The organism is Phyllobacterium sp. 1468 (assembly GCF_031455525.1).
In the GTDB taxonomy this organism is placed as follows: domain Bacteria; phylum Pseudomonadota; class Alphaproteobacteria; order Rhizobiales; family Rhizobiaceae; genus Phyllobacterium.
The window spans coordinates 39,726-60,829 of sequence record NZ_JAVDSX010000002.1 but is presented as its reverse complement, the minus strand read 5'-3'; the positions used below and the strand labels follow the sequence as shown (position 1 = coordinate 60,829).

Below are 21,104 nucleotides of genomic sequence, written 5' to 3'. Positions count from 1 at the left end.
CTATGGGTGAGTATATCATCAAGCTGCCGGATGTAGGTGAAGGCGTTGCGGAAGCCGAACTTGTTGAATGGAATGTGAAGATTGGCGATCTGGTACGCGAGGACACGGTCCTTGCCGCTGTAATGACCGACAAGGCGACAGTCGAGATCCCGTCACCGGTGGACGGCGAGATCGTCTGGCTCGGCGGCGAGATTGGCCAGGTCCTTGCCATTGGATCGCCGCTGGTCCGCTTGAAAATTGAGGGCGAAGGCCACGTTGTGGTAGCGCCAGCCAAATCGGTGAAGACCGAGGCGCCGGCACCGGAAGTGGAGAAAAAGGCCGAAGCGCCGAAAGCTCCAGCCGAAAAACCAAGGTCGATAGTACCTCCAACAGCGCAAAAAACGCCGGGTTCACCAAGCCCGTTTGGCGCCAACGCGCCACGCAATGAAGGCGAAAAGCCGCTTGCGTCTCCCGCTGTCCGGTTGCGCGCCAAGGAGGCAGGCGTGGACCTTCGTCAGGTCAGCGGCTCGGGCCCGGCGGGGCGCATCAGCCATGAAGACCTCGAAGCCTTCTTCGCGCGGGACAAGCAAAAGCCCGGTATTACGGCACTTGCGCCGGACAATTCCGTCAAGGAAATCAAGGTTGTAGGCCTGCGCCGCAAAATCGCGGAGAAAATGGCAATTGCCAAATCGCACATTCCCCACATCACTTATGTCGAGGAAATCGATGTCTCGTCGTTGGAGGAGTTGCGTGCAACATTGAATGCCAACAAGCGCGCCGACCAAGCAAAATTGACCATTCTGCCGTTTCTGATGCGGGCGATGGTGCGGGCAATCGCCGATCAGCCGCAGCTCAACGCGCTTTACGACGACGAGGCCAATGTTATCCATCAGCATGGCGGTGTTCATATCGGCATAGCGGCGCAGACGCCGAACGGCCTGGTGGTTCCGGTGGTCAAGCATGCCGAGGCGCGCACGCTCTGGGATTGTGCCGCGGAGGTCAATTTGCTGGCAGATGCGGCCAAAACCGGCACGGCAACCCGCGAGCAGCTCAGCGGATCGACGATCACGATCACTTCGCTCGGCAGTATGGGCGGGGTGGTGACGACGCCAGTCATCAACTATCCGGAGGTGGCGATCATCGGTGTCAACAAGATCATGACACGGCCGATGTGGGACGGTACGAACTTTATCCCACGCAAGATGATGAACCTGTCCTCGAGTTTCGACCATCGCGTTATCGACGGCTGGGATGCTGCTGTTTTCATTCAACGAATCAAGACGCTGCTCGAAACGCCAGCGCTGATTTTCGTCGATGCTTAGGGACGGGAAGGTTGAGCGATGAAGGATATTTCCTGCAAATTGCTGGTCATCGGCGCGGGTCCAGGGGGCTATATCTGCGCCATTCGGGCCGGCCAGCTGAATGTCGATACGGTTATCGTCGAAGCGGCAAAGGTTGGCGGCACCTGCCTGATGGTGGGGTGCATCCCTTCCAAAGCATTGATCCACGCCGCACAAGAGTTTGAAAAGGTTGCGCATTTCGCCGCCAATCATACGCCGCTCGGTATTTCCGTAAGTGAGCCGGCTATCGACTTTTCGAAAACCATCGCCTGGAAAGACGGGATCGTCAGCCGTCTGAACAATGGCGTCGCCGGGCTGCTCAAGAAGGCCAACGTCAAGATCGTCACCGGCAAGGCCAGGTTTCGCGACGGCAAGACCGTCGAGGTCGAAACGCTGACGGGCCAGCAGATTATCAGGGCAGAAAACGTAGTGATTGCAACGGGTTCGGCTCCTGTCGAGATTCCGTCGCTACCATTTGGCGGCGATGTCATTTCCTCGACCGAGGCGTTGGCCCTGCAGAAAATCCCCGAGAAGCTGGTGGTTGTCGGAGGGGGCTATATCGGTCTCGAACTCGGGACAGCCTTTGCCAAACTCGGCTCCAGAGTGACGGTTGTCGAAGCTTTGCCCAAGATCCTGCCGCAATATGATGCGGAGCTGACCCGGCCAATCGTCAAGCATATCAATGAGTTAGGTATGACCATACTGACTGGCGCCAAAGCCAAGGGCATGAGCACAAAGGGCGATGCGCTGCTGATTGAAACCGCGGACGGCAAAGACGAGAGAATCCCGGCCGACAAGGTGCTGGTGACCGTCGGCCGCAAACCGGTGACGACCGGCTGGGGACTTGAGGAAATCGACCTCGACATGGACGGAAAGTTCGTCAGAATCGATGATAAGTGCCGCACCTCGATGCGCGGCGTTTATGCCATTGGCGACGTGACCGGCGAACCCATGCTCGCGCACCGGGCCATGGCGCAGGGCGAAATGGTGGCGGAAATCATTGCCGGCGAAAACCGCAGCTGGGACAAACGCGCCATCGCGGCAGTGTGTTTTACCGATCCGGAGATTGTTTCTGTTGGCTTTTCTCCCGAAGAGGCAAAGCAGGCCGGGCACGAAATCAAGATCGGCCTGTTTCCTTTCGCCGCCAATGGCCGCGCCATGACGCAGGAAGGCGAGGAAGGTTTTGTCCGTGTCGTCGCCGCTGCCGGCAATCATCTTATCCTCGGAATCCAGGCGGTCGGGCAGGGCGTATCCGAGCTCTCGGCTTCCTTTGCCCTTGCCCTGGAGATGGGTGCGCGGCTGGAAGATATCGCCGGGACGATCCACGCGCATCCGACACAGAGCGAAGGTTTTCAGGAAGCCGCCCTCAAGGCGCTGGGACACGCGCTGCATATCTGAACACAACCCAGCACAATCAAATTGAAGCTGGAGGTGGAAAATTTTGCGCCGGTTTCGCTGATTCTTGCATGAGAATCGGGATGTTTCGCGCAGGCATCGCCCGGACTTGCATCAAAATGGTTTTGAAATAGCGGTTCATAGGGGTGAAATGGCGAAAAACCGCCAGGAAAAATGCGTCTCGTCGAAGGATTAATTGAACGAGCGTTCGATTAATTTTTCGAGAGCTTCGGGTTTAAAAAATAGCCGGACTTGCGTCCGGCTTAAATGGGGGGAACCAGGCGCGCGCCAAAAGCAGGGAGGAGGAGCCGCGCCTAGTCTTTATGATGTACGCCTGTTTGGGGAAAACTTCAAGGACTAATACTTTTGATGTATATCACTCTAATACCGCCACTGTATTGATCGGACGCCGGGGACCTGCCTAAGTCGCACGTTGGAACAGTCTTCGAATACCATAAAGTATCCATCCAAGGGCGTGGCCCAAGAAACAGATCGTCAAGATAACGTAGCCGCAAATGACCAGCATCAGCGTACGGGCCGTAGGCTCCAATCCTGCTACGGGCACAAGGTCATAAAACAAACTTATAAGCCAACCGAATTTCACGCCCCACTGACAGCCGACGTTCGAACAACTTGATTGAATGCTTGGTATTGTGACTGCGAGCCATGCGAGAGAGAGTAAACCAAAGCTTCTCCATGAATAATCGCCGGCGATCAGGCTCTTTTGGACTTGAACGACCACTCGCATGATCGCGATTAGTCCTGCAACAAGTACCGCAAATGTCAAAAACCAAATCGCCATCGGAACCCTCTTAGTTAGATCGAGGGTCTGTTGTAACGCGGGATCGGTTCCTATCCCATTTATTTGATTGCTAAACGTTTATCAACAGGACTTCTATACCAAAGCTGTCGCGCAGAACCTGTGATGTTAGATCTTCTGCAAGATCTATCGCCGAAACGCTAAATATCCAGCTCTTCAACAAACGCTGCGCGATCCTGGATGAAGCGGAAGCGCGCATCGGGGCGGGTGCCCATCAGATCGTCCACGGCGAGCTTGGTTTCGTTGGCCCATTCCTCGTCGATCTGGACCCGCAGCAAGGTGCGCTTCTTGCGATCCATCGTGGTTTCCTTGAGCTGGTCGGCGCGCATTTCGCCAAGGCCCTTGAACCGGCCGATCTCAACCTTGCCCTTGCCGGTAAACAGCGTCTTCAGAAGCTCGTCCTTGTGTGCATCGTCGCGGGCATAGGCGACCTTGCCGCCCTGCGCGAGACGGTAGAGCGGGGGGACACCAAGGAAGAGGTGGCCGTTGCGGATCAGCTCCGGCATCTCCTGATAAAAGAAGGTGATCAGCAGCGAGGCGATATGCGCGCCGTCGACGTCGGCGTCGGTCATGATGATGATGCGATCATAACGCAGGTCCTCGTCCCGGTATTTCGAGCGGGTGCCGCAACCGAGCGCCAGGATGAGATCGCCGATCTGCTGGTTGGCCGTCATCTTTTCGCGGCCGGCGCTGACGACATTCAAGATCTTGCCGCGCAGCGGTAGCACCGCCTGTGTGGCGCGGTCGCGCGCTTGCTTGGCCGAACCGCCAGCGCTGTCGCCCTCGACGATGAAGAGTTCCGCTCCCAGCGCGCCGGATTGGCTGCAGTCGGCAAGTTTGCCCGGAAGCCGCAGCTTCTTGACGGCGGATTTGCGATTGACCTCTTTTTCCTGGCGGCGTTTGACGCGCTCTTCAGCCCGGTCCACCACCCAGTCGAGCAGCTTCGATGCTTCCTGCGGCGAGGCGGCAAGCCAATGATCGAATGGATCGCGAATGACATTTTCAACGATGCGCTGCGCTTCTACAGTCGCCAGCTTGTCCTTGGTCTGGCCAACGAACTCCGGCTCGCGAATGAACACCGAAAGCATGGCGGCTGCGGAGATCATCACGTCATCGGTGGTGATGATCGATGCGCGCTTGTTGCCGGTGAGTTCCGCATAGGCCTTGAGGCCACGGGTGAGGGCGATACGCAGCCCTGCTTCATGGGTGCCGCCTTCGCCGGTCGGAATGGTATTGCAGTAGGAATTGACGAAACCATCACCGCCATACCAGGCGACCGCCCACTCCATCGCGCCATGGCCGCTGGTTTTTTCCGTCTTGCCGGCAAACATCTCGCGCGTGATCTGAAAATCCTTGCCGAGCGAGGCGCCGAGATAATCCTTGAGGCCGCCCGGGAAATGGAAGACGGCCTTGTCCGGCGTCGGGTCCTTCGGATCGAGCAGTGACGGGGCGCAATTCCACCTGATCTCGACGCCGCCGAAAAGATAGGCCTTGGAACGCGCCATCTTGTAAAGCCGCGCAGGATCGAACTTGGCGCCCTGACCGAAAATCTCGGCATCCGGATGGAAGGTCACACGCGTCCCGCGGCGGTTCTGCACTTCGCCGACTTCTTCGAGCGGGCCAAGCGCCTTGCCGCGCGAAAAGCGCTGGCGATAAAGGCGGCGGTTGCGCGCGACCTCGACTTCGACATGGTCCGAGAGTGCGTTAACGACCGAAACACCGACGCCATGCAAGCCGCCGGAGGTTTCGTAGACCTTGGAGTCGAACTTGCCGCCCGCGTGCAGCATCGTCATGATGACTTCAAGCGCGGATTTGTCCTTGAATTTCGGATGCGGATCGACCGGCATGCCGCGACCATTATCCGTGACCGACAGATAGCCGTTTTCGTCGAGATCGATATCGATGAAATTGGCGTGACCGGCGACAGCCTCGTCCATGGAATTATCGATGACTTCGGCGAACAGATGATGCAGCGCGCGCTCGTCGGTGCCGCCAATATACATGCCCGGGCGGCGGCGAACGGGCTCCAGCCCTTCCAGCACCTCGATATCGGCGGCATTGTAGTTGCCGCTGGCCTCGGGAGCGGTGCGCGCGGATTTGACGGGCGCGGCGGGGGCAACGGACGCAGGGCGTGCCGGTTCACTCGCCGCTTGCCGTTCGCGGGCGGTTTTTACGATCGCTGAAAAGAGGTCGTTGTTGTCATCCATGGTCTTGTTCGGCCAATTTCATAGAGATTCGAATCACCCTTGATATTTGCACGCTTCATGGTGAAACGCGATGGGAGTTCGCTGTCTGTTCCGGTGTTCACCCACAGAACTATACGCGCAGACGCTGACATTCAAGGGTGAGGAGAAACTGAGCAAGGTATCGTGGAAAGTAAAACGGGGCAAAACGGCATGTGCGTGGTTCGTCGTTTGACAAGCTCACGATGAAGAAGCTCACCATGAGGGAGGTTGAGTGCTGCAAGGTTAATCAGCAAAACCGGCATGTGCGTGGTTCGACAAGCTCACCATGAGGGTGGTGGTTTGATTGCAGGAGCTTAATGCTGGGATGGCTCAGATGTTGGTGATTAAGTTTGCAGCACTCAACCTCCCTCATGGTGAGCTTGTCGAACCACGCACATGGAATCGATGCAATGGAATTTTCGAACTTTCGTTGAATTGCCCGAACTGACTATCGTTTCTACAGTCTCACAAGTTGGGCGAGGTCCTTATGGAAGTAACCGTTTATATTCTCCGTTGTGCGGATGGTTCATATTACACAGGGCTCACGAAGCAAGAAGCTCACCATGAGGGTGGTTTAATCAGCAACGTTTGAGGTTGAGTGCTGCAAGGTTAATCAGCAACGTTTGAAGTTGAGTGCTGCAAGGTTAGTCACCAACGTCTGAGCCATCACAGCATTCAAGCTTCTCTGCAATCAAACCACCACCCTCATGGTGAGCTTGTCGAACCACGCACATGGCGGTTTTGCCAAGCCTACCCGAACGCTTTGAGCGATTCTGGGAGAGCTCGGGAAGTCCTTCATAGTTCATGGCAATAAGTGCTTGCTTCTTCACACGCGACCATCCTTTGATTTGCCGTTCCCGCGCGATCGCATCCAAAATGCGATCATAGGTCTCGGTAAAAACAAGTTCGACAGGAAGCCGCGAGCGCGTGTAACCATTGTAGATCGCCGCGTTGTGCTCCCACAACCGGCCTTCAACTTCTTGCTTCGTGAGCCCTGTGTAATATGAACCATCCGCACAACGGAGAATATAAACGGTTACTTCCATAAAGACCTCGCCCAACTTGTGAGACTGTAGAAACGATAGTCAGTTCGGGCAATTCAACGAAAGTTCGAAAATGCAATTGCATCGATTCCATGTGCGTGGTTCGACAAGCTCACCATGAGGGAGGTTGAGTGCTGCAAACTTAATCACCAACATCTGAGCCATCCCAGCATTAAGCTCCTGCAATCAAACCACCTCCCTCATGGTGAGCTTGTCGAACCACGCACGTGGAATCGATGCAACCGGTGAGCGTCCTGAGCCTGTCGAAGGGCGAACCAGACACTGTCACGATTGCTTTTTTCGGCTGGCGCGGTATTCCAGCAAGCCGCATCGTCGCGGCGTCCAGAGGAATCATGAGCATGGAAAATACAACCGCACAACAGGTGCAGGGTGTTTCGATGATGGCGGCGGCCTTGTTTTTCCTGCCCGTGATGGATGCCATTGCCAAATGGCTCTCGACGGTGGACAGCGTATCGCCGGCAACCGTAACCCTCTTCCGCTTTGGATTTCAGGCCGTGCTTGCCGCGATGATCATCATTGCCATGACCGGGGTAAAATCCTTAAAGCCCGTCAAGCTTTGGGGTAACCTGTTTCGCGGCGTCCTCATGGGTGTCGGCGGTCTCTGTTTTTATGCAGCGATCAAATACATGCCGTTGGCGGACGCCATAGCTGTGTTCTTCGTTGAACCGTTGATGCTGACGACCCTTTCGGCAATCCTGCTGAAGGAACATGTCGGCTGGCGCAGGTGGATGGCCGTGGCGATAGGGTTCATCGGCACGCTGATCGTTATTCAGCCCAGCTGGGAACTCTTCGGCTGGGTTTCGCTTTTGCCGCTCGGCACGGCAGCATCCTTTGCTTTCTATCTTATCCTGAACCGAAGGTATGGTACTGCCGACACAACGCTTGTCATGCAGTTATACGCCGGGGTAGGCGGCACGCTGACGACTCTGGTCGCGCTCTTTTTCGGCGCGGCCTTTGAAATCGGCGATATGACATTCGGCCTTCCTGCCAACGCCCTGTCGTGGTCCTTGCTCTTCGCAATGGGGGTCATTGCGACAACGGGACACCAGCTTATCACCACCGCCTCGCGGCTTGCCCCCGCCTCGCTTCTGGCGCCGTTTCAATACCTCGAAATCGTCATGGCAGTGCTCATCGGGCTCTTTGTCTTCAGGGAATTTCCTACCGCATCCAAGTGGCTGGGGATCGCCATCATCGTTGCTTCCGGCGCCTATCTGATCTGGCGTGAAGGGAAAAGGCGGGACGCGAACGAACCCGCATACAATTGACAAGAATCAGTTGAGTAGAACGAAGTTTGGCAATAGAAACAAAGACCTGTTGGGAGGTTCGCTTTGTTCAAAAAAATACTGATTGCCAACCGCGGCGAAATTGCCTGCCGCGTCATCAAAACCGCGCGCAAGATGGGGATTGCCACGGTTGCGGTGTATTCCGATGCTGATCGCGATGCGGTGCATGTGGAGATGGCCGACGAGGCCGTGCATATCGGGCCGGCTGCTGCTGCCGAAAGCTATCTCGTGGCGGACAAGATCATCGCTGCATGCAAGGACACCGGCGCAGAAGCCGTTCACCCCGGCTACGGGTTTCTCTCCGAGCGCGCCTCCTTTTGCGAGGCGCTGGAAAAGCAGGGCATCGTCTTCATCGGACCGAAGCCCAAGGCGATCATCGCCATGGGCGACAAGATAGAATCGAAAAAATTCGCCAATGCGGCCAGGGTGAGTACGGTTCCGGGCTTTCTCGACGTCATCACCGACCCGGCCCATGCCGAGCGGATTGCGGGCGAGATCGGCTACCCGGTGATGATCAAGGCTTCCGCAGGCGGCGGCGGCAAGGGCATGCGCATTGCCTGGAACAAATCGGAAGTGCGCGACGGTTTCGAGCGTGCGACCTCCGAGGCGCGCAATTCCTTTGGCGACGAGCGGGTTTTCATCGAGAAGTTCATCGTCGATCCGCGTCACATCGAAATCCAGGTGCTGGCTGACGCGTTCGGTAACAGCATCTATCTTGGCGAGCGCGAATGTTCGGTACAGCGCCGCAACCAGAAGGTGGTGGAGGAAGCGCCGTCACCTTTTCTGGACGAGGCGACGCGCTGGGCCATGGGCGAGCAGGCGGTGGCCCTGGCCAAGGCGGTCGACTATCAAAGCGCCGGCACGGTCGAGTTCATCGTCGACAAGGACCGCAATTTCTATTTCCTCGAGATGAACACGCGGTTGCAGGTGGAACACCCGGTGACCGAACTGATCACCGGGATCGATCTGGTCGAACAGATGATCCGCATTGCCGCTGGCGAAAAGCTGGCGATCAAGCAGGCGGATGTGAAGCTCAATGGCTGGGCTGTCGAAAGCCGGCTCTACGCGGAAGACCCCTATCGCAACTTCCTGCCGTCGATCGGGCGGCTGACGCGCTATCGCCCGCCGGCGGAAGGGCCTGTTGGCAAGGCGATCATCCGCAACGATACGGGCGTGACCGAGGGCTCGGAAATCTCGATGTTCTACGACCCGATGGTCGCCAAGCTCTGCACCTGGGCACCGACGAGGCTCGAGGCGATCGATGCGATGGCGGACGCGCTGGATACGTTCGTTGTCGATGGCATTGCGCACAACATCCCGTTTCTCGCCGCGCTGATGCAGCACCCGCGCTGGCGCGAGGGAAGGCTTTCGACAGGGTTCATCGCCGAAGAATTTCCGGACGGGTTCAAGCCGATTTCGCCGTCACCGGACGATCTGGATATATTGGCGGCGATCGCGCTGGCTGTCGAACTGGTGCGCAAGGAGCGGCTGGATCGATTGTCGGATCGTTTGCGGCCGCATACGGGCAAGATACGCACCGAATGGGAGGTGCGGATCAAGGACGATTATGTGCCGATCATGATTGCAAACTGTGCGGCCAAACCGCCGGTGAAGATCGAGATTTCAATTCGTGGCGGCGATATCGTGACCATTCGCAGCGACTGGCAGCCCGGCGATGCCGTATGGAGCGGTTATATCGACAAGCGCGCGGTAAAGGCGCAACTGCGCCCGGTGCTCAACGGCATGCGCATCGACTGGAGAGGCATGTCCATTGTCGCGCACGCCATGCAGAAGCACGTGGCGGCGCTGGAAAAGCTGATGCCGGTGAAGATACCGCCAGATACGTCGAAACTGCTGCTCTGCCCCATGCCGGGGCTGATCGTATCGATCAATGTGACCAAGGGACAGGAGGTCAAGGCGGGCGAGACACTGGCCATCGTCGAAGCGATGAAGATGGAGAATGTTTTGCGTGCCGACCGCGATCTGACGGTGTCGGCGATCAACGCCAAGCAGGGCGATAGCCTGGCTGTTGATGCGGTGATTATGGAATTTGTCTAGGTGGTGGAGCGGTTTTCTCTTCCACAAGGGGAGGAGATAATCGGCATCTCGTGTCCCGCCTAGCGTTCCACCGCCCCGAACACATCCTCGAAGGCATCGTACAAGGCCCGGTCGAGGTCGTGCATATCCACCGGCAGTCCGAGATCGACAAGGCTGGTGACGCCATGGCCGCGTACGCCGCATGGCACGATGCCGTCGAAGTGCGCAAGCTCCGGTTCGACATTGATCGAGATGCCGTGGAAGCTGACCCATTTGCGCAGGCGAATGCCGATGGCGGCGATCTTGTCCTCGGCTGGTGAGCCATCGGGCAGGGCAGGCCGCTCCGGCCGCATAACCCAGACGCCGACGCGATCCTCGCGCCGTTCGCCCTTGACGTTGAATGCGGCGAGGGTGGCGATGATCCATTGTTCGAGCGCGGTGACGAAGGCGCGGATATCCTCGCGGCGGCGCTTCAGATCCAGCATGACATAGGCGACGCGCTGGCCCGGACCATGATAGGTGTATTCGCCGCCGCGGCCTGTGGCATAGACGGGAAACCTGTCGGAGACGAGGAGATCACCCGCCTTGGCGCTTGTGCCGGCCGTATAGAGCGGGGGGTGCTCGACGAGCCAGACGAGCTCGCGCGCCGTGCCGTCCCTGATCGCCGCGACGCGGCTCTCCATAAAGGCGAGCGCCGCATCATAATCGGTGAGGCCGTCGGCGATCAGCCATTCGACGGGGAGCGATTCGTCCCGGGCGAGAAATTGGGGGGCGAGTTCGTCGCGGTTGGTCTTCATGATGCGAATTTCATATCCGGTTGTGGTGCCTGCGCCGAAGGTTTGGCGATGTTCAGAATGGGTGCGCGGGATATGGACCTTTTCGCAGCGGATTTCCAGTCGAACGCAGCCTGGCCATGTTTCGCCCGCATCAATGAAAAACAATTGCGATAGTCGACGATAGGGCTTGTTTCGCTGAAACCTATTTGCTACTAGCGCCAAGCCGACATGTTCGGCTTCTACCACAGTGCGGTCGTGGCGGAATTGGTAGACGCGCAGCGTTGAGGTCGCTGTGTCGCAAGACGTGGAAGTTCGAGTCTTCTCGACCGCACCAAGGAACACAAAAAAGGCCAGCATTTGCTGGCTTTTTCTTTGTAAAGTGTCCCACGTCAGAACCATGCGCGGGACACCTCGACTCGGTCGATAGCCGTTTTTGCAAGCCGCCAACGCTCGACGCGACGCGTATATACCTCGCTGGTCTTGGCTTCAGAATGACCGAGAATCGCCATGATCTCGTATTGGCTGCAACCAAGTTCAGCCAATAGCTCGGCTAGTCCTTTGCGCACCCCATGCGCAGACAGATGCCCAAGACCGGCATCCTTGCACCATCGCTTGAACATGGCCGAAGCGCTATCTCCACTTGAGAATGGCTTACCTCCTCGACCAAGCACATAGGTCGCGCCCTGAACCGTCGGCGCGCGTGTCGCCGTCTTCAGCGGCTCAAGCAACGGCAAACAGACTTCCGAAGAACCTCTCTTCAGCGGCGTCCAGCGGAGCGCCTCTATACCGTCTATGACGCATTCGAACTTGCGCCCGAGCATGGTCGTATCCTCGATGCGGCATCCGGTCCACAACAAGACGGACATGGTAACGTGCGCTTTGGAACCGGCTTTATGCTTTGCATAGAAGGCTTTGACGTCTGCCGCCTTCCATGGCGTGGCACCGTCGCCCTTGCGGTAGATCGACTTTATGCCGCGAGCCGTATTTTCCTTGACGTATTTCCGCTCGACAGCCCAATCGTACATCACCCCGACTGCTTCGATGAAGGCATCTGCCTGGGCCGGCGTAGCCCCCATACCGTCTTGCATCTCAATTAGCTTTTCGTTCGGAATCAACATCACCTTGTCAGGATCAGTTATAAGGCGGTTCAGTAGGTTCCGCTTCTTCTTCAGCGTCTTAGCGCTGGTCGTTCCGGCTTTGACGCGCTCATCAAGATATTCGAAATAGCTGTTGACCAGCCATCCGATGGATCTGGCCTTCGCATACTCGGACGCCTTTTTGAGTGCTTTGGGTTGTTCGCCACGCCTTGCGGCAAGGTACTGTCGCTGGAAATCGTCATCGTCAGGACCGCAGTAAATGCGGATACGGCACTTCTTGTCACCACGGGGCCGGACGCGATACCGAAAATTCCCTGACGGCATGGGCTCCTTGAGGAGTCCCGGATAATCCACTTTCATGATAGGCCTCACCATTGCTTGAGACCTTCATCCTTTTGCCCCGTCTCGTTCGCATCAACGTCGGCGCAATGGATTTCGATTTGTCCACCGGTTATGCACACCTTACCCACAGGCAGACCCGCATCCCGAATAACCTTCAAAGCGATGCGGAACGCTCGCTCGCTGGCACGGATGCGCTTAGCCTCTGTAGCTGCGTGTGCGGCGGATGTCATTCCTCGCCCCCTATCGGTGAGGCCGGCAGCACCTCTCTCGTAACCGGGACGACACGCCGACGATATGTGCCGAATTTCTCAGCCGCATATTCAAACGCTTCATCGCGATTGCTGATTGTCGTTTCAAACACCCAGTTCCTGATGGGCATGGCTGGCTGGAAGTATTGTATCTCGTACCATTGGTCGGTCTGGGTAGTCATTCCGCCGTCCTCGTAAGATGGAATAGGTGCCCGCCTTCTTGCCAAGCAGGATCAGTTTGCCGGCGGGATAGGATGAAATCGTTCGACCGGTTGTTTTCGCGATCTCCCAGACCAAACGGACCGTTGTGCAGCTTGATTTTCTTCTTACCGCCTTCGGTCAGTTGACCGGTGCAGACCCGCTCGAAATACGCCTTCTGATCAGCGTCGCCGGTGAAGATGGCATAGTCCATCGGGCAGACCTGAAACGAGCGGTAACCCGTTTCTGAGAAGTACGGCTGGCCAAGATCGATCACGTGGGCATCGCCGCCGCATATGCCGAACAAGCCGGAATATCGGAAATCGACACGGCATCCTGCTATCTCGATCACGAAACGGCCTTTCTGACCAAACAGCGGGATATCGCCATCTGTGGCAGCATGAGCATCGAGCATCCATAACCCGGCGTCATGGAGGCAATAGTGCTTACCATTGCCTTGTGGCGGACCTGCCGGCCCGCACAGAGAATGATCCGGGTCCATACCGAATGCGTGTTCTTTGATCGCGCATAATTTGTTTGATGCCAGCAGCATGCCGTCGACGTCGGTCGCGACGACAGTGGCGTGATATTCGTTCAATACCTTCCACGCGATATTCAGCAATTCACTGTCGGTGTCTGGCAGAGATTTGCGATATTCTTTGCGCTCAATCCGATTGTTCTGCTGCGCTGCATCCCAATCGCTCATCTTGCGTTTTGGCTGCGGCTTCGCCTTAACGGCTGCTGGAATATCGAAGTCGAAGGCGAGTTGCTGCATCGTCAACCCCGCGTTGGTGCGAAACCGCGTGAACGGATCTTCGCCTTTGATTTGGGGTAAGTGCCGGTGTGCTTGGCGGCTATGCGCTTGACCTTGGCAATATCGCCGATGTCGACGGCCGTCTTTCCCTTGTGACATTTGAAATGAGCGACCTGCAGGTTTGCATCGCTGTCATCGCGGGAGATCGCCCAAGGAATTTCATGTTCGATTTCCCAAGCTTCCCGAACGCCGTCTACCTTGCCCTTGCAGAGATAACAGGTGCCACCGCGTAGAAGGAAAATGCGGGCCCGGTCTTTCTGGTTGAAGGATTTGCGCGGCATCACGCGACCTCCCTCAGGTCATCTTCGTCCCAATCTCGTGCGTGAGCCTCGATCCGAGCCATCTCTTCGGCCTCGTAAATCTCGTCCTCTTGCTCGGGGGTGATGTCGTAATAACCGCTCTCAATGAGGTAGCGCTGGTACTGGTAGCGCATCAATTTGCCTCCCACTTTTCAGCGGAGAGAACGCGCTCAAGGTGCGCAGCCAGTGCCGGTTCGCGCATGGCATCGAAGCGAAGCCACTCATTTGTGGCGTCACGCTTTTCAAGGAACTCGGCAAGTCTAGCTTTGGACCGGCGGATATGGCTCGGGGCATACAGGGCGGAAGTCATGCCGCCTCGCTTCGCGCCGTAGCGCCGTGTTCGACGCCAAGAAGGTCATCGATGAAGTTGAGAGCGGCTTCCTTGGACTTCTGGAACTCAGCGGCGCCCATAGCCTTCATGGACTGGCTTTTCGCTGTCATGACGTGGACGACGCAGTTAAGCGGCACAACAACGCAATAATCATCGATCGGACGAATGAAGGCAGCTACCCGCTCGGCTTCCGCTTTCGAAGCACAGACGATTGAGCGCTCGTCCCGATATCCGGTGCGGATCAGCGCTTTCTTGCGCAGATGCTCGGCAGTCGGGTACTCGCCAAGCATGGAATCATGCAGGTTATCGAAGCCGTTCTTGATCGAAGCGAAATAATGCCGATGATTATTATCGGATCGGTCGTGGTGCTCGATAAGCTTATAGTGCTCGCCGACAACAAAGTGTTTGTCGGCGGCGCGCATGTGAAACTGGCTCGACGGACGGAAGATGCCGTCGCCTTCATATTGGAATGAAATAGGGGGTGTTTGCATCGTCCTGTCCATGTCTGGGCGCATTTGCGCGCCCTTATCTGGGTTGCTAACCGGCCATCATGTTCTGAAAGGCTTCCAGCTGATCCATGATGTTGGAGGGCTTGGAATTGCGCTTCGCGGCTTCGATGAGCTTCTTGAGCTCAAGCGCGTCGGTGGGTGATTTCGCCCAGAACGTGCGCAAGGGATCGCGGTTCGCGTCTGCCCATTTGACAACGGTCAGGGCATCACTTTCCTTGATGAACTGCTCGGCTCTGTCGTAGAACTTGCCGACCGGAACGTTCTCAAGTGCCCAACCATCACCCCAGGTCACCGTGATCGCATCGTTGCCGGCGATTAGCTTCAACCGGCTCTCTTCTCGCTCGTGTTCGACAATCTCCGACGCTGTCAGGTCGAGCATTTTCGCCCGATCCAATTCGGCTTCGTCATAGAGGCCGGTGAACTGCTCGGGCCATCCCGCGCGCAATGCCTGCATCTCGGCGCATTTCGCAATCATTAGGCGGGGCATCTTGCACCAGTTGCCACTGTCATCGAGCGATGGGGCGGCACCTTCCTTCAGCACCTTCATCTTTTTGGGCTTGCCATCATCCCAGGTATCGCCGGTCTCAACATAGCTGTACTGGTTGGGTGCAAATGAGATGGGAGCGAACTCTTCCCAGAACGCTTGTCCGGCGACCTCAAACCATTCGGCTGTCTTCGGATCCTGCTTCCACAGATACACAGTCGCTGAGACGATTCCGTGCGGATTGGTCGGGCATTTGATCTCCGGATCAGTTTCATAGGTCGGGGTTTTGCTGGCGGGACGATAGTCGCCACAGCGCTGTGCAATAACGCGCTGACCGTCGCGGCTGATGATGATTGTCATCTTCCGCTTCTTGGCGTTGTCTTTTGAAAAGATCATGGGGATGATCTGACCAAGGAAAGGATCAAGACCCTTTGCCCGTGCAACCTCAATGAAAAGATTGAACTCCCCGGTATTGCAGTCTTTTGCAACTGTGCTCTGGATCAGCGCAATTTGCTTGGTTGAATGTGTGAATGGTGCAATGGCGTTCATTATTTCCTCCTGATGGAAAGAGAGATCGAACCGTTGTCGAGGTGCGCGCCGGGAATTTCCTCGTCGGCTTCAAGCGCTTCCTTGAGCGCTTTCTTGTCGAGCTTCGGTTCAACCTTGGGGATGGTCCAAAAGGCGGCCGGTATCTCGGCTTCGCTATCGATGACGACGTTTGGCTTGCGTTTGGTGAGGAAGATGGTTGCCGTTGGCAGGGTGAACCTTTCCTGCTCGGTGATGATCATCGCCTGTTCCATCGCAGCGCGACGGCGTTCAATGCGTTGCTCTGCTGCTTTACGGCGGTCTGAAAGCGTTTCTTCCTTTGCCTTGATGCCGACGATCAAAATATCGTCTTCATCGTTGGCATCCATCGCAGCGGCAATTGCCTCGAGCAGAGATGTTTCACCTTCAATAGCGGTCTCGACAATCTCTTGATCGTCGGCATCGCCGCTTTCCCGTAAGCTGGCGAGTAACCGCTTTGCCGCTTCGGTCTGCCGACGCAATACGTGTGATGCATCGCTCATGCTGGTTCCTTCCGTTCAAAATGGGTGTGATAGGCGCGCTTCAGGGCTCGCCGAACAGCGTCGTCGGGCTCTTTGAGCAAGCGGGCTTCGATGTGCTGCAAAGCTTCTTCGCGGGACGGGAGGCGCTCGATGCAAGCCAGTTCAGCGGCGATGCAAATCTGCTGCGCATTCATCTCAGGCCTTAAGTGGGAATATCCGCTCAATTGAAATCTCCATTGTTTGGAGTAGGGTGACGGAATGACCCCGAAACGCTTTGTAGAGGCACTCGAATGCGTGCACTGGACGCCAATCCAGATTGCCGAAGTGCTGGGGTGCGATGTTTCGTTGATTGAGGCTTGGGCAACCGAGAAAGAAAAGATCCCGGTTGAGGTCGGAGCTTGGCTTGAGGCACTGGCTGAAGCTCACGAGGCATTGTGCGTGCCTCGCACGTGCCGGGAAAAGCGCGCAACGGTGGAACCATAGTGCGTCGCCGTTCACGGCTATGAATGTCCGCGTGCCCATTCATTTCGCGCCTCCTGAGGCTTTGCCGCGATTGCCTGCCTGATTGCTAGTACGGAGCGTGCAATCGTAATAACCGTCATCGCAAGAATAGCGGGTGACAGGGTCTAGCTCGCGAGGCGTCCAGTGGTTGTAAGTTCCGCAACCTGAAAGTAGTAGCGCGGCCATCATCATGGTGATGTTGCGCGGGGTCATTGATCGACCTCCGCGCGGGCTACTTCATCCTTGGCAAGGGTGTTTCCAATGCTACCGAGAACGACGGTGGTAAGGCCAAGCAGGGCCATTACGGCTACGAGGAAATCCATCAGTTTGCCCTCGACTTGAAGCCGTTGCAGATGACGTGCGTCTCGCGAGCCAGTAGCTCGCCTACATCGCGCATGTGTCCGAGCAGCGAATACTGCTCGACCATCTGTTCAGCGGCTTTCCGGTTGAGAGGGATCAGCGCTTCGAGCTGCTGATAGACGGTCCAGCAATCGCGCGGCAGCTTTGCCAGAGCGACTGCTGTTTCCAGATCGCCGGTAAGATTGGCGTGGTCTGTGAAGAGGGCGGAAGCGGTATTGCTGTAACGGGTGCGAACCCAGAAGGAAGCCTTTCCATCAGCTGCAGCCTGACATGCAAAGCGCTTGGAATTGGTGTCAGGATAATTATGCGTGGCGTCGGCAATGCTCTCGATGATGAAGCCAGTTTCGGCTGCAACTTCGTCTGGGGTCCTGAATTGGTGATTGATGATGTTCATTGCATCCATCCGTTGTTCGATGGATTACGTGTAGCGTATATCGCTACATACTGTCAATCACGTTGTAGCGATATTGGAAACAAATTTGACGGGCCGTTGTGGTGACATCAGCTTAGGAGATATGCTGGGAATAATTATCGTCCTGTTTTAATTGTTCGCCGCCGCGTCGGGCGCGCTGCTTAGTATCTCCCACATTCATTTCCCCTAGGCGACCCCGCGCCGGGCTTTTCTATTGATCGCTTTGATCGAGCCTCTCTTGTTTTAACCCGAGCATTAGCCGCAGAAGTCTTATCGCGCCTGTGGCTTCCAACATTATGTCACTAGTTTCGTCGTTGTATCGAAACTCAAGGGCAGTTACGAACTCATCGATTCCGTCGGCTATGTCGGTTTCGCGAACTTGGATTCCTGACAATGAAATGAGATTACTAGCCCATCGGATCGACAACGAGGCTTCAATCAACAATGCTCTTTTTTCGTCTATTGATGTGACCGAGATTTCATTGGCACATTTCAGCAGGTCGCGAATTATGCCATCGCGTATCATATATTCTTATTCCATCTCCGGCACTTCGCCGGCCTGAAACAGAACAGTCGGCGGCCCATATTCGCCAATGTCTAGCTCAGCTTCACGAACCCAGGCCAGCACGCCAACATGTTGGCTCGCTAGATCGCGAGCGCATCGAATGGCGCGGTCCTCGAAATCGAACTGCATCGCCTCAAATGCCGGCACGAGCTCGCCTTCTTCCGATCGGTCGAAAGCCATGACAACGATGAGGCGAACCGGATCCATTAGCGAGGCTTTATCCAATCGATCGGGGCGGCCCATTCGACTATCTGATCCGCCATATCTGCATATTGGCCGTTAATGCTAGTTAGCGTCCAAGTCGCTGGATCGGATCCTGGCCGAACGATCTTCACGAAAATGCGACCGTCACCCAATTGCACGACAGCTCGCTTGTTCACGAGCTCTGAAGGTGGCAGCAGTCTTGAGTAATACAGGATCGTACCTTCTTCGTACGCAGGGAACATCGAATCCCCCGACACCTGTACGGCCACGGTTCCGTGTCGCGCATCGGCCGGCGCTTCGACAACATCGTCGCCACCATCGTCGATCGCGAAAACGGCAGCTCCGGCTCCGACCTTTCCCTTAAGGGGAACATGGATCTCTTTTGGCGCAGTCGTCCCCGTGATCGCTTCTATAGCCAAGAGTTCTTCGCCAGATATTGTGCGAGATCCTTTGAGCATCTTGTTCACTGCAGCACGGTCTATCGAACGGGTAAGGCGGTCCGTTAGCAAGCGAGCAAGCTCCGATTGCGAAACGCCAGAATCATCAAGTGCGGTTTGTAGCCAATCTGACAACATGCAAAATGCATAGCCTTTCCCGGTCGAAGTGTCTTTTTCCATATTCGCTACAAAACCGCTTGCGTTTGTTGCTATATTCGCTACATTGGGCGATATGGAACCAGCTCGTACTATCGTCAGAAATCTCGGTGGCCCCTCAACAGTAGCTTCTATCGCGGGGGTTCATCGAACGCGCGTTTCGAATTGGATGCGATCGAAAGAAGCCGGCGGAACAGGCGGTACGATTCCATTCAAACATGTTCCTGCGTTACTCGCTGCCGCCCATGACAAGGGGCTGAGGATGTCGGCCGATGACTTTCTCCCGATAGAGGAGAATGCAGCATGAGTGCCGAAGCTGAAATCAGACAGTTCATTGATCGCATTCTTCGCCTGAAGGAAGAGCAGGCCACGCTCGGCGGAGACATTCGTGAAGTTTATGCGGAAGCGAAGGGCAGGGGCTACGACAAGACCGTACTCGGCAACGTGGTTTCGCATCTCCGCAAGGTTGAGAAGATCGGCCGCGATACGCTCAGCGAGCGTGAAGCGATCTTCGAAATGTACCTGACCGCCTACGAAACTGGAGGTCGGGCGCCCGCGTCTGCGCGCACACGAGAAAACATTGAAGAATTTCCGGTCAACGCCAAGCTCGTTGCCACTGTCGCAAACGCTGTCCAGACCGAGCCCGGTCGCATGGCTCTCGTCACTGCAGTCGACATCCTGATCGAGCGGGAAGAGGCAGAATACATCGACCCGGAAACGGGTGAAATTGCTAATTCGCCGGAAACGGCAAACGAAATGGACGATGACGCAATCGCTGCAGTGAAGGGTCAATCCCGACTGGCGAATGTCGCTGACGTTGAAACGTTGTCGTCCAGCCAGACCACCCCTGACCCGCGTACCTTGAGTGCTGCCGACGGCCAGCGCAGTATACCAAGCTCTTCTCCCGCGAGCGCAAAAAGCGATGGACTCCCATCCATCGTCGGTCAGGATCGCGAAAGCGAAATGGGCAATACGGGTTCGAAAGACGAGCAAGCCGTCACCCAGTTTGATCCACCGGCATTCCTGATCAAGGGTCAGGCCGCAAAGACGATCCGCGACTACCGACCGAACTGTCAGAAGCGGGATGCATGTGGCGCGTCTGGTCTTAAGCATTGCTATTCCTGTGCAAGACTTACGGCAGACGAGAGCGAGGTCGCCTAATGGTCCGCGCGTCACTTTGTCTTCTGTTCTGCCATGAAATTCTCATTCTCGTGTCCGAACAGAGTGCGTCCGTTGCGCCTGTTTCCGGCGCGAACAGCACGTCGAACCGATTTGCTCTCCACGTCCTCCTGACCTCCCAAGCTGGCTTGAGCAAAACTGAAAGGGGAAGCCGCGGCGTCGGCTTCCCCTGTCTCTTTCTTCGCTTTAGCGCGGGACAGGATGCGCTCGGCGAGAACTCCAATCTGTTCAAATTCATCAGCGTCGTGATCCCCATCGCTTTCGCTGATGTCGTTCGCCTCCAGGGGCAATCCATCTGTGTGCGTCTGTTTCTCCTTCAGGTTGCTCGTCATGCGATCAACCTAGCCAAGGAATTTGAGCATGACGTGCAGAGAAACTCAGCATCTGGAACACGATTTAACTTCGGAGCGTAAAGTCATGGGTAGCGCCGAAATTGCCAGCGGTTACGTCAACCGCATGATCGAAAGAGAAAGTCGAGGATGGGGCGATACCAGCAACGCGATGGCGCGTTTGCAGACCCGGTATGGCCTTCCATTCTGGACTTTAAATCACCTGAGAACGAAGCGGGCGAAATCCATCGACGCCACGCTTTTCCAGCGCATACGAGCTGCCTACCTCGACATGTGCGAGCGGCAGATCGCGCATCTTCGACACGAACTGGACCTCGAAAAGGAAGTGAACCCTGATGCTCTTATGGAAGATTTCGAGAGCGAGGCTTCGGAGCTTTTGGCGAAGGTTCGAGAAGCGAAGAAAACAGCGAAAAGAACCAAAACCGGAACGTAAAGAGGATAGCAAATGACCCGCATGACAGACCGCGAACTTCATCTCCATACGGAAGCTGTCCTACGTGCCGAGGTCATCAAGCGCGGCGGAAGTGCTGTCTTGCAGCGATGGGCTGATAACTTTGCAGATTGTGCCGCGACGCTTCATCCGTTACCCGCCCAACTCGATCTATTCGGCGGGGCAGCATGAACGACAATCCTGACGATACTGTCAGCCCGTT

Annotated in this window: 25 protein-coding genes, 1 tRNA gene and 2 pseudogenes; 11 read left to right on the top strand and 17 right to left on the bottom strand. The window is 56.3% G+C overall.

The window, feature by feature from the left end; all coding sequences use genetic code 11:
- Positions 1-2: 2 nt before the first annotated feature.
- Positions 3-1,301: a dihydrolipoamide acetyltransferase family protein gene (locus J2X72_RS05750; RefSeq protein WP_310069561.1), complete on the top strand. Its 1,299-nt coding sequence runs from the start codon at positions 3-5 to the stop codon at positions 1,299-1,301.
- Between the two features lie 18 nt (positions 1,302-1,319).
- Positions 1,320-2,717, top strand: coding sequence for a dihydrolipoyl dehydrogenase (lpdA, locus tag J2X72_RS05745; RefSeq protein WP_310069558.1), 1,398 nt, complete (start codon positions 1,320-1,322; stop codon positions 2,715-2,717).
- Between the two features lie 957 nt (positions 2,718-3,674).
- Here the strand turns inward: lpdA and parE are convergent.
- Entirely contained in the window at positions 3,675-5,741 is a 2,067-nt protein-coding gene (gene parE, locus J2X72_RS05740; RefSeq protein WP_310069555.1) for a DNA topoisomerase IV subunit B, read from the bottom strand.
- A gap of 505 nt (positions 5,742-6,246) precedes the next feature.
- Between parE and J2X72_RS05735 the strand changes: the two are divergent.
- A pseudogene (locus tag J2X72_RS05735) lies at positions 6,247-6,330 on the top strand (GIY-YIG nuclease family protein); the annotation flags it as partial.
- 196 nt (positions 6,331-6,526) lie between these two features.
- On the opposite strand, the pseudogene J2X72_RS05730 reads toward J2X72_RS05735, so the two are convergent.
- Positions 6,527-6,805: pseudogene (locus tag J2X72_RS05730) on the bottom strand (GIY-YIG nuclease family protein); the annotation flags it as partial.
- A gap of 356 nt (positions 6,806-7,161) precedes the next feature.
- Here J2X72_RS05730 and J2X72_RS05725 point away from each other — a divergent pair.
- Positions 7,162-8,088: an EamA family transporter gene (locus J2X72_RS05725; protein ID WP_310069553.1), complete on the top strand. Its 927-nt coding sequence runs from the start codon at positions 7,162-7,164 to the stop codon at positions 8,086-8,088.
- Between the two features lie 63 nt (positions 8,089-8,151).
- On the top strand, positions 8,152-10,164 hold the full coding sequence (locus J2X72_RS05720) for an acetyl/propionyl/methylcrotonyl-CoA carboxylase subunit alpha (RefSeq protein ID WP_310069550.1): 2,013 nt from the start codon (positions 8,152-8,154) through the stop codon (positions 10,162-10,164).
- Between the two features lie 59 nt (positions 10,165-10,223).
- Here J2X72_RS05720 and lipB read toward each other — a convergent pair whose 3' ends face one another.
- Entirely contained in the window at positions 10,224-10,940 is a 717-nt protein-coding gene (lipB, locus tag J2X72_RS05715; RefSeq protein ID WP_310070965.1) for a lipoyl(octanoyl) transferase LipB, read from the bottom strand.
- A 228-nt stretch (positions 10,941-11,168) separates the two neighbouring features.
- On the opposite strand from lipB, the gene J2X72_RS05710 reads away from it, so the two are divergent.
- Positions 11,169-11,253, top strand: a tRNA-Leu gene (locus J2X72_RS05710).
- A 55-nt stretch (positions 11,254-11,308) separates the two neighbouring features.
- On the opposite strand, the gene J2X72_RS05705 is transcribed toward J2X72_RS05710, so the two are convergent.
- From J2X72_RS05705 to J2X72_RS05660, 10 genes are read right to left on the bottom strand one after another with little or no spacing between them, the layout of a single operon-like run.
- Positions 11,309-12,376 carry a site-specific integrase gene (locus tag J2X72_RS05705; RefSeq protein ID WP_310069547.1) on the bottom strand — a complete coding sequence of 356 codons (1,068 nt, stop codon included), beginning with the start codon at positions 12,374-12,376 and terminating at the stop codon, positions 11,309-11,311.
- A gap of 8 nt (positions 12,377-12,384) precedes the next feature.
- The gene (locus J2X72_RS05700) at positions 12,385-12,588 is read right to left on the bottom strand and encodes a hypothetical protein (RefSeq protein ID WP_310069545.1); all 204 of its coding nucleotides are present in this window, start codon (positions 12,586-12,588) and stop codon (positions 12,385-12,387) included.
- The gene (locus tag J2X72_RS05695; RefSeq protein ID WP_310069542.1) at positions 12,585-12,788 is read right to left on the bottom strand and encodes a hypothetical protein; all 204 of its coding nucleotides are present in this window, start codon (positions 12,786-12,788) and stop codon (positions 12,585-12,587) included. The genes J2X72_RS05700 and J2X72_RS05695 overlap by 4 nt, the downstream gene beginning before the upstream one ends.
- On the bottom strand, positions 12,785-13,579 hold the full coding sequence (locus J2X72_RS05690) for a hypothetical protein (RefSeq protein WP_310069540.1): 795 nt from the start codon (positions 13,577-13,579) through the stop codon (positions 12,785-12,787). The genes J2X72_RS05695 and J2X72_RS05690 overlap by 4 nt, the downstream gene beginning before the upstream one ends.
- Positions 13,580-13,581: 2 nt before the next feature.
- Positions 13,582-13,899 (bottom strand): HNH endonuclease signature motif containing protein, encoded by a 318-nt coding sequence (locus tag J2X72_RS05685; RefSeq protein WP_310069537.1) that lies wholly within the window; start codon positions 13,897-13,899, stop codon positions 13,582-13,584.
- A complete protein-coding gene (locus J2X72_RS05680; RefSeq protein ID WP_310069535.1) occupies positions 13,899-14,054 on the bottom strand; it encodes a hypothetical protein in 156 nt (51 codons plus the stop codon). Before J2X72_RS05680 ends, J2X72_RS05685 begins: the two co-directional genes overlap by 1 nt.
- The gene (locus J2X72_RS05675; RefSeq protein ID WP_310069532.1) at positions 14,051-14,227 is read right to left on the bottom strand and encodes a hypothetical protein; all 177 of its coding nucleotides are present in this window, start codon (positions 14,225-14,227) and stop codon (positions 14,051-14,053) included. Before J2X72_RS05675 ends, J2X72_RS05680 begins: the two co-directional genes overlap by 4 nt.
- Positions 14,224-14,739 (bottom strand): hypothetical protein, encoded by a 516-nt coding sequence (locus tag J2X72_RS05670; RefSeq protein ID WP_310069529.1) that lies wholly within the window; start codon positions 14,737-14,739, stop codon positions 14,224-14,226. The genes J2X72_RS05675 and J2X72_RS05670 overlap by 4 nt, the downstream gene beginning before the upstream one ends.
- Before the next feature lie 46 nt (positions 14,740-14,785).
- Positions 14,786-15,790, bottom strand: a complete 1,005-nt coding sequence (bet, locus tag J2X72_RS05665; RefSeq protein ID WP_310069526.1) for a phage recombination protein Bet — start codon at positions 15,788-15,790, stop codon at positions 14,786-14,788.
- Positions 15,790-16,308, bottom strand: a complete 519-nt coding sequence (locus J2X72_RS05660) for a siphovirus Gp157 family protein (protein ID WP_310069521.1) — start codon at positions 16,306-16,308, stop codon at positions 15,790-15,792. Before J2X72_RS05660 ends, bet begins: the two co-directional genes overlap by 1 nt.
- Positions 16,309-16,328: 20 nt before the next feature.
- On the opposite strand from J2X72_RS05660, the gene J2X72_RS05655 reads away from it, so the two are divergent.
- Positions 16,329-16,493 carry a hypothetical protein gene (locus tag J2X72_RS05655; protein WP_310069519.1) on the top strand — a complete coding sequence of 55 codons (165 nt, stop codon included), beginning with the start codon at positions 16,329-16,331 and terminating at the stop codon, positions 16,491-16,493.
- Positions 16,494-16,545: 52 nt separating this feature from the next.
- Positions 16,546-16,770, top strand: coding sequence for a hypothetical protein (locus J2X72_RS05650; protein ID WP_310069517.1), 225 nt, complete (start codon positions 16,546-16,548; stop codon positions 16,768-16,770).
- 340 nt (positions 16,771-17,110) lie between these two features.
- Here J2X72_RS05650 and J2X72_RS05645 read toward each other — a convergent pair whose 3' ends face one another.
- The 3 genes from J2X72_RS05645 to J2X72_RS05635 form a co-directional block, all read right to left on the bottom strand.
- A complete protein-coding gene (locus tag J2X72_RS05645; protein WP_310069514.1) occupies positions 17,111-17,542 on the bottom strand; it encodes a hypothetical protein in 432 nt (143 codons plus the stop codon).
- A gap of 550 nt (positions 17,543-18,092) precedes the next feature.
- Positions 18,093-18,332, bottom strand: a complete 240-nt coding sequence (locus tag J2X72_RS05640; RefSeq protein ID WP_310069512.1) for a hypothetical protein — start codon at positions 18,330-18,332, stop codon at positions 18,093-18,095.
- The gene (locus J2X72_RS05635) at positions 18,332-18,787 is read right to left on the bottom strand and encodes a S24 family peptidase (protein ID WP_310069509.1); all 456 of its coding nucleotides are present in this window, start codon (positions 18,785-18,787) and stop codon (positions 18,332-18,334) included. Before J2X72_RS05635 ends, J2X72_RS05640 begins: the two co-directional genes overlap by 1 nt.
- 438 nt (positions 18,788-19,225) lie before the next feature.
- On the opposite strand from J2X72_RS05635, the gene J2X72_RS05630 reads away from it, so the two are divergent.
- Entirely contained in the window at positions 19,226-20,083 is an 858-nt protein-coding gene (locus J2X72_RS05630) for a DUF2312 domain-containing protein (RefSeq protein WP_310069506.1), read from the top strand.
- An 11-nt stretch (positions 20,084-20,094) separates the two neighbouring features.
- Here J2X72_RS05630 and J2X72_RS05625 read toward each other — a convergent pair whose 3' ends face one another.
- Complete coding sequence (locus J2X72_RS05625; protein WP_310069503.1) at positions 20,095-20,433, bottom strand: hypothetical protein; 339 nt, start codon at positions 20,431-20,433, stop codon at positions 20,095-20,097.
- A gap of 85 nt (positions 20,434-20,518) precedes the next feature.
- Here J2X72_RS05625 and J2X72_RS05620 point away from each other — a divergent pair, with 85 nt between their 5' ends.
- Complete coding sequence (locus tag J2X72_RS05620; RefSeq protein WP_310069498.1) at positions 20,519-20,884, top strand: hypothetical protein; 366 nt, start codon at positions 20,519-20,521, stop codon at positions 20,882-20,884.
- A gap of 12 nt (positions 20,885-20,896) precedes the next feature.
- Positions 20,897-21,073, top strand: a complete 177-nt coding sequence (locus J2X72_RS05615; protein ID WP_310069495.1) for a hypothetical protein — start codon at positions 20,897-20,899, stop codon at positions 21,071-21,073.
- Positions 21,074-21,104 lie beyond the last annotated feature (31 nt).

Bases quoted from the DNA above. Each gene is read 5' to 3' on its own strand.
- J2X72_RS05750 (WP_310069561.1), top strand. From the start codon at position 3: ATGGGTGAGTATATCATCAAGCTGCCGGATGTAGGTGAAGGCGTTGCG.
- lpdA (WP_310069558.1), top strand. From the start codon at position 1,320: ATGAAGGATATTTCCTGCAAATTGCTGGTCATCGGCGCGGGTCCAGGG.
- parE (WP_310069555.1), bottom strand. From the start codon at position 5,741: ATGGATGACAACAACGACCTCTTTTCAGCGATCGTAAAAACCGCCCGC.
- J2X72_RS05725 (WP_310069553.1), top strand. From the start codon at position 7,162: ATGGAAAATACAACCGCACAACAGGTGCAGGGTGTTTCGATGATGGCG.
- lipB (WP_310070965.1), bottom strand. From the start codon at position 10,940: ATGAAGACCAACCGCGACGAACTCGCCCCCCAATTTCTCGCCCGGGAC.
- J2X72_RS05705 (WP_310069547.1), bottom strand. From the start codon at position 12,376: ATGAAAGTGGATTATCCGGGACTCCTCAAGGAGCCCATGCCGTCAGGG.
- J2X72_RS05700 (WP_310069545.1), bottom strand. From the start codon at position 12,588: ATGACATCCGCCGCACACGCAGCTACAGAGGCTAAGCGCATCCGTGCC.
- J2X72_RS05695 (WP_310069542.1), bottom strand. From the start codon at position 12,788: ATGACTACCCAGACCGACCAATGGTACGAGATACAATACTTCCAGCCA.
- J2X72_RS05690 (WP_310069540.1), bottom strand. From the start codon at position 13,579: ATGCAGCAACTCGCCTTCGACTTCGATATTCCAGCAGCCGTTAAGGCG.
- J2X72_RS05685 (WP_310069537.1), bottom strand. From the start codon at position 13,899: ATGCCGCGCAAATCCTTCAACCAGAAAGACCGGGCCCGCATTTTCCTT.
- J2X72_RS05675 (WP_310069532.1), bottom strand. From the start codon at position 14,227: ATGACTTCCGCCCTGTATGCCCCGAGCCATATCCGCCGGTCCAAAGCT.
- J2X72_RS05670 (WP_310069529.1), bottom strand. From the start codon at position 14,739: ATGCAAACACCCCCTATTTCATTCCAATATGAAGGCGACGGCATCTTC.
- bet (WP_310069526.1), bottom strand. From the start codon at position 15,790: ATGAACGCCATTGCACCATTCACACATTCAACCAAGCAAATTGCGCTG.
- J2X72_RS05660 (WP_310069521.1), bottom strand. From the start codon at position 16,308: ATGAGCGATGCATCACACGTATTGCGTCGGCAGACCGAAGCGGCAAAG.
- J2X72_RS05655 (WP_310069519.1), top strand. From the start codon at position 16,329: ATGGGTGTGATAGGCGCGCTTCAGGGCTCGCCGAACAGCGTCGTCGGG.
- J2X72_RS05650 (WP_310069517.1), top strand. From the start codon at position 16,546: ATGACCCCGAAACGCTTTGTAGAGGCACTCGAATGCGTGCACTGGACG.
- J2X72_RS05645 (WP_310069514.1), bottom strand. From the start codon at position 17,542: ATGAACATCATCAATCACCAATTCAGGACCCCAGACGAAGTTGCAGCC.
- J2X72_RS05640 (WP_310069512.1), bottom strand. From the start codon at position 18,332: ATGGATCCGGTTCGCCTCATCGTTGTCATGGCTTTCGACCGATCGGAA.
- J2X72_RS05635 (WP_310069509.1), bottom strand. From the start codon at position 18,787: ATGCTCAAAGGATCTCGCACAATATCTGGCGAAGAACTCTTGGCTATA.
- J2X72_RS05630 (WP_310069506.1), top strand. From the start codon at position 19,226: ATGAGTGCCGAAGCTGAAATCAGACAGTTCATTGATCGCATTCTTCGC.
- J2X72_RS05625 (WP_310069503.1), bottom strand. From the start codon at position 20,433: ATGACGAGCAACCTGAAGGAGAAACAGACGCACACAGATGGATTGCCC.
- J2X72_RS05620 (WP_310069498.1), top strand. From the start codon at position 20,519: ATGGGTAGCGCCGAAATTGCCAGCGGTTACGTCAACCGCATGATCGAA.
- J2X72_RS05615 (WP_310069495.1), top strand. From the start codon at position 20,897: ATGACCCGCATGACAGACCGCGAACTTCATCTCCATACGGAAGCTGTC.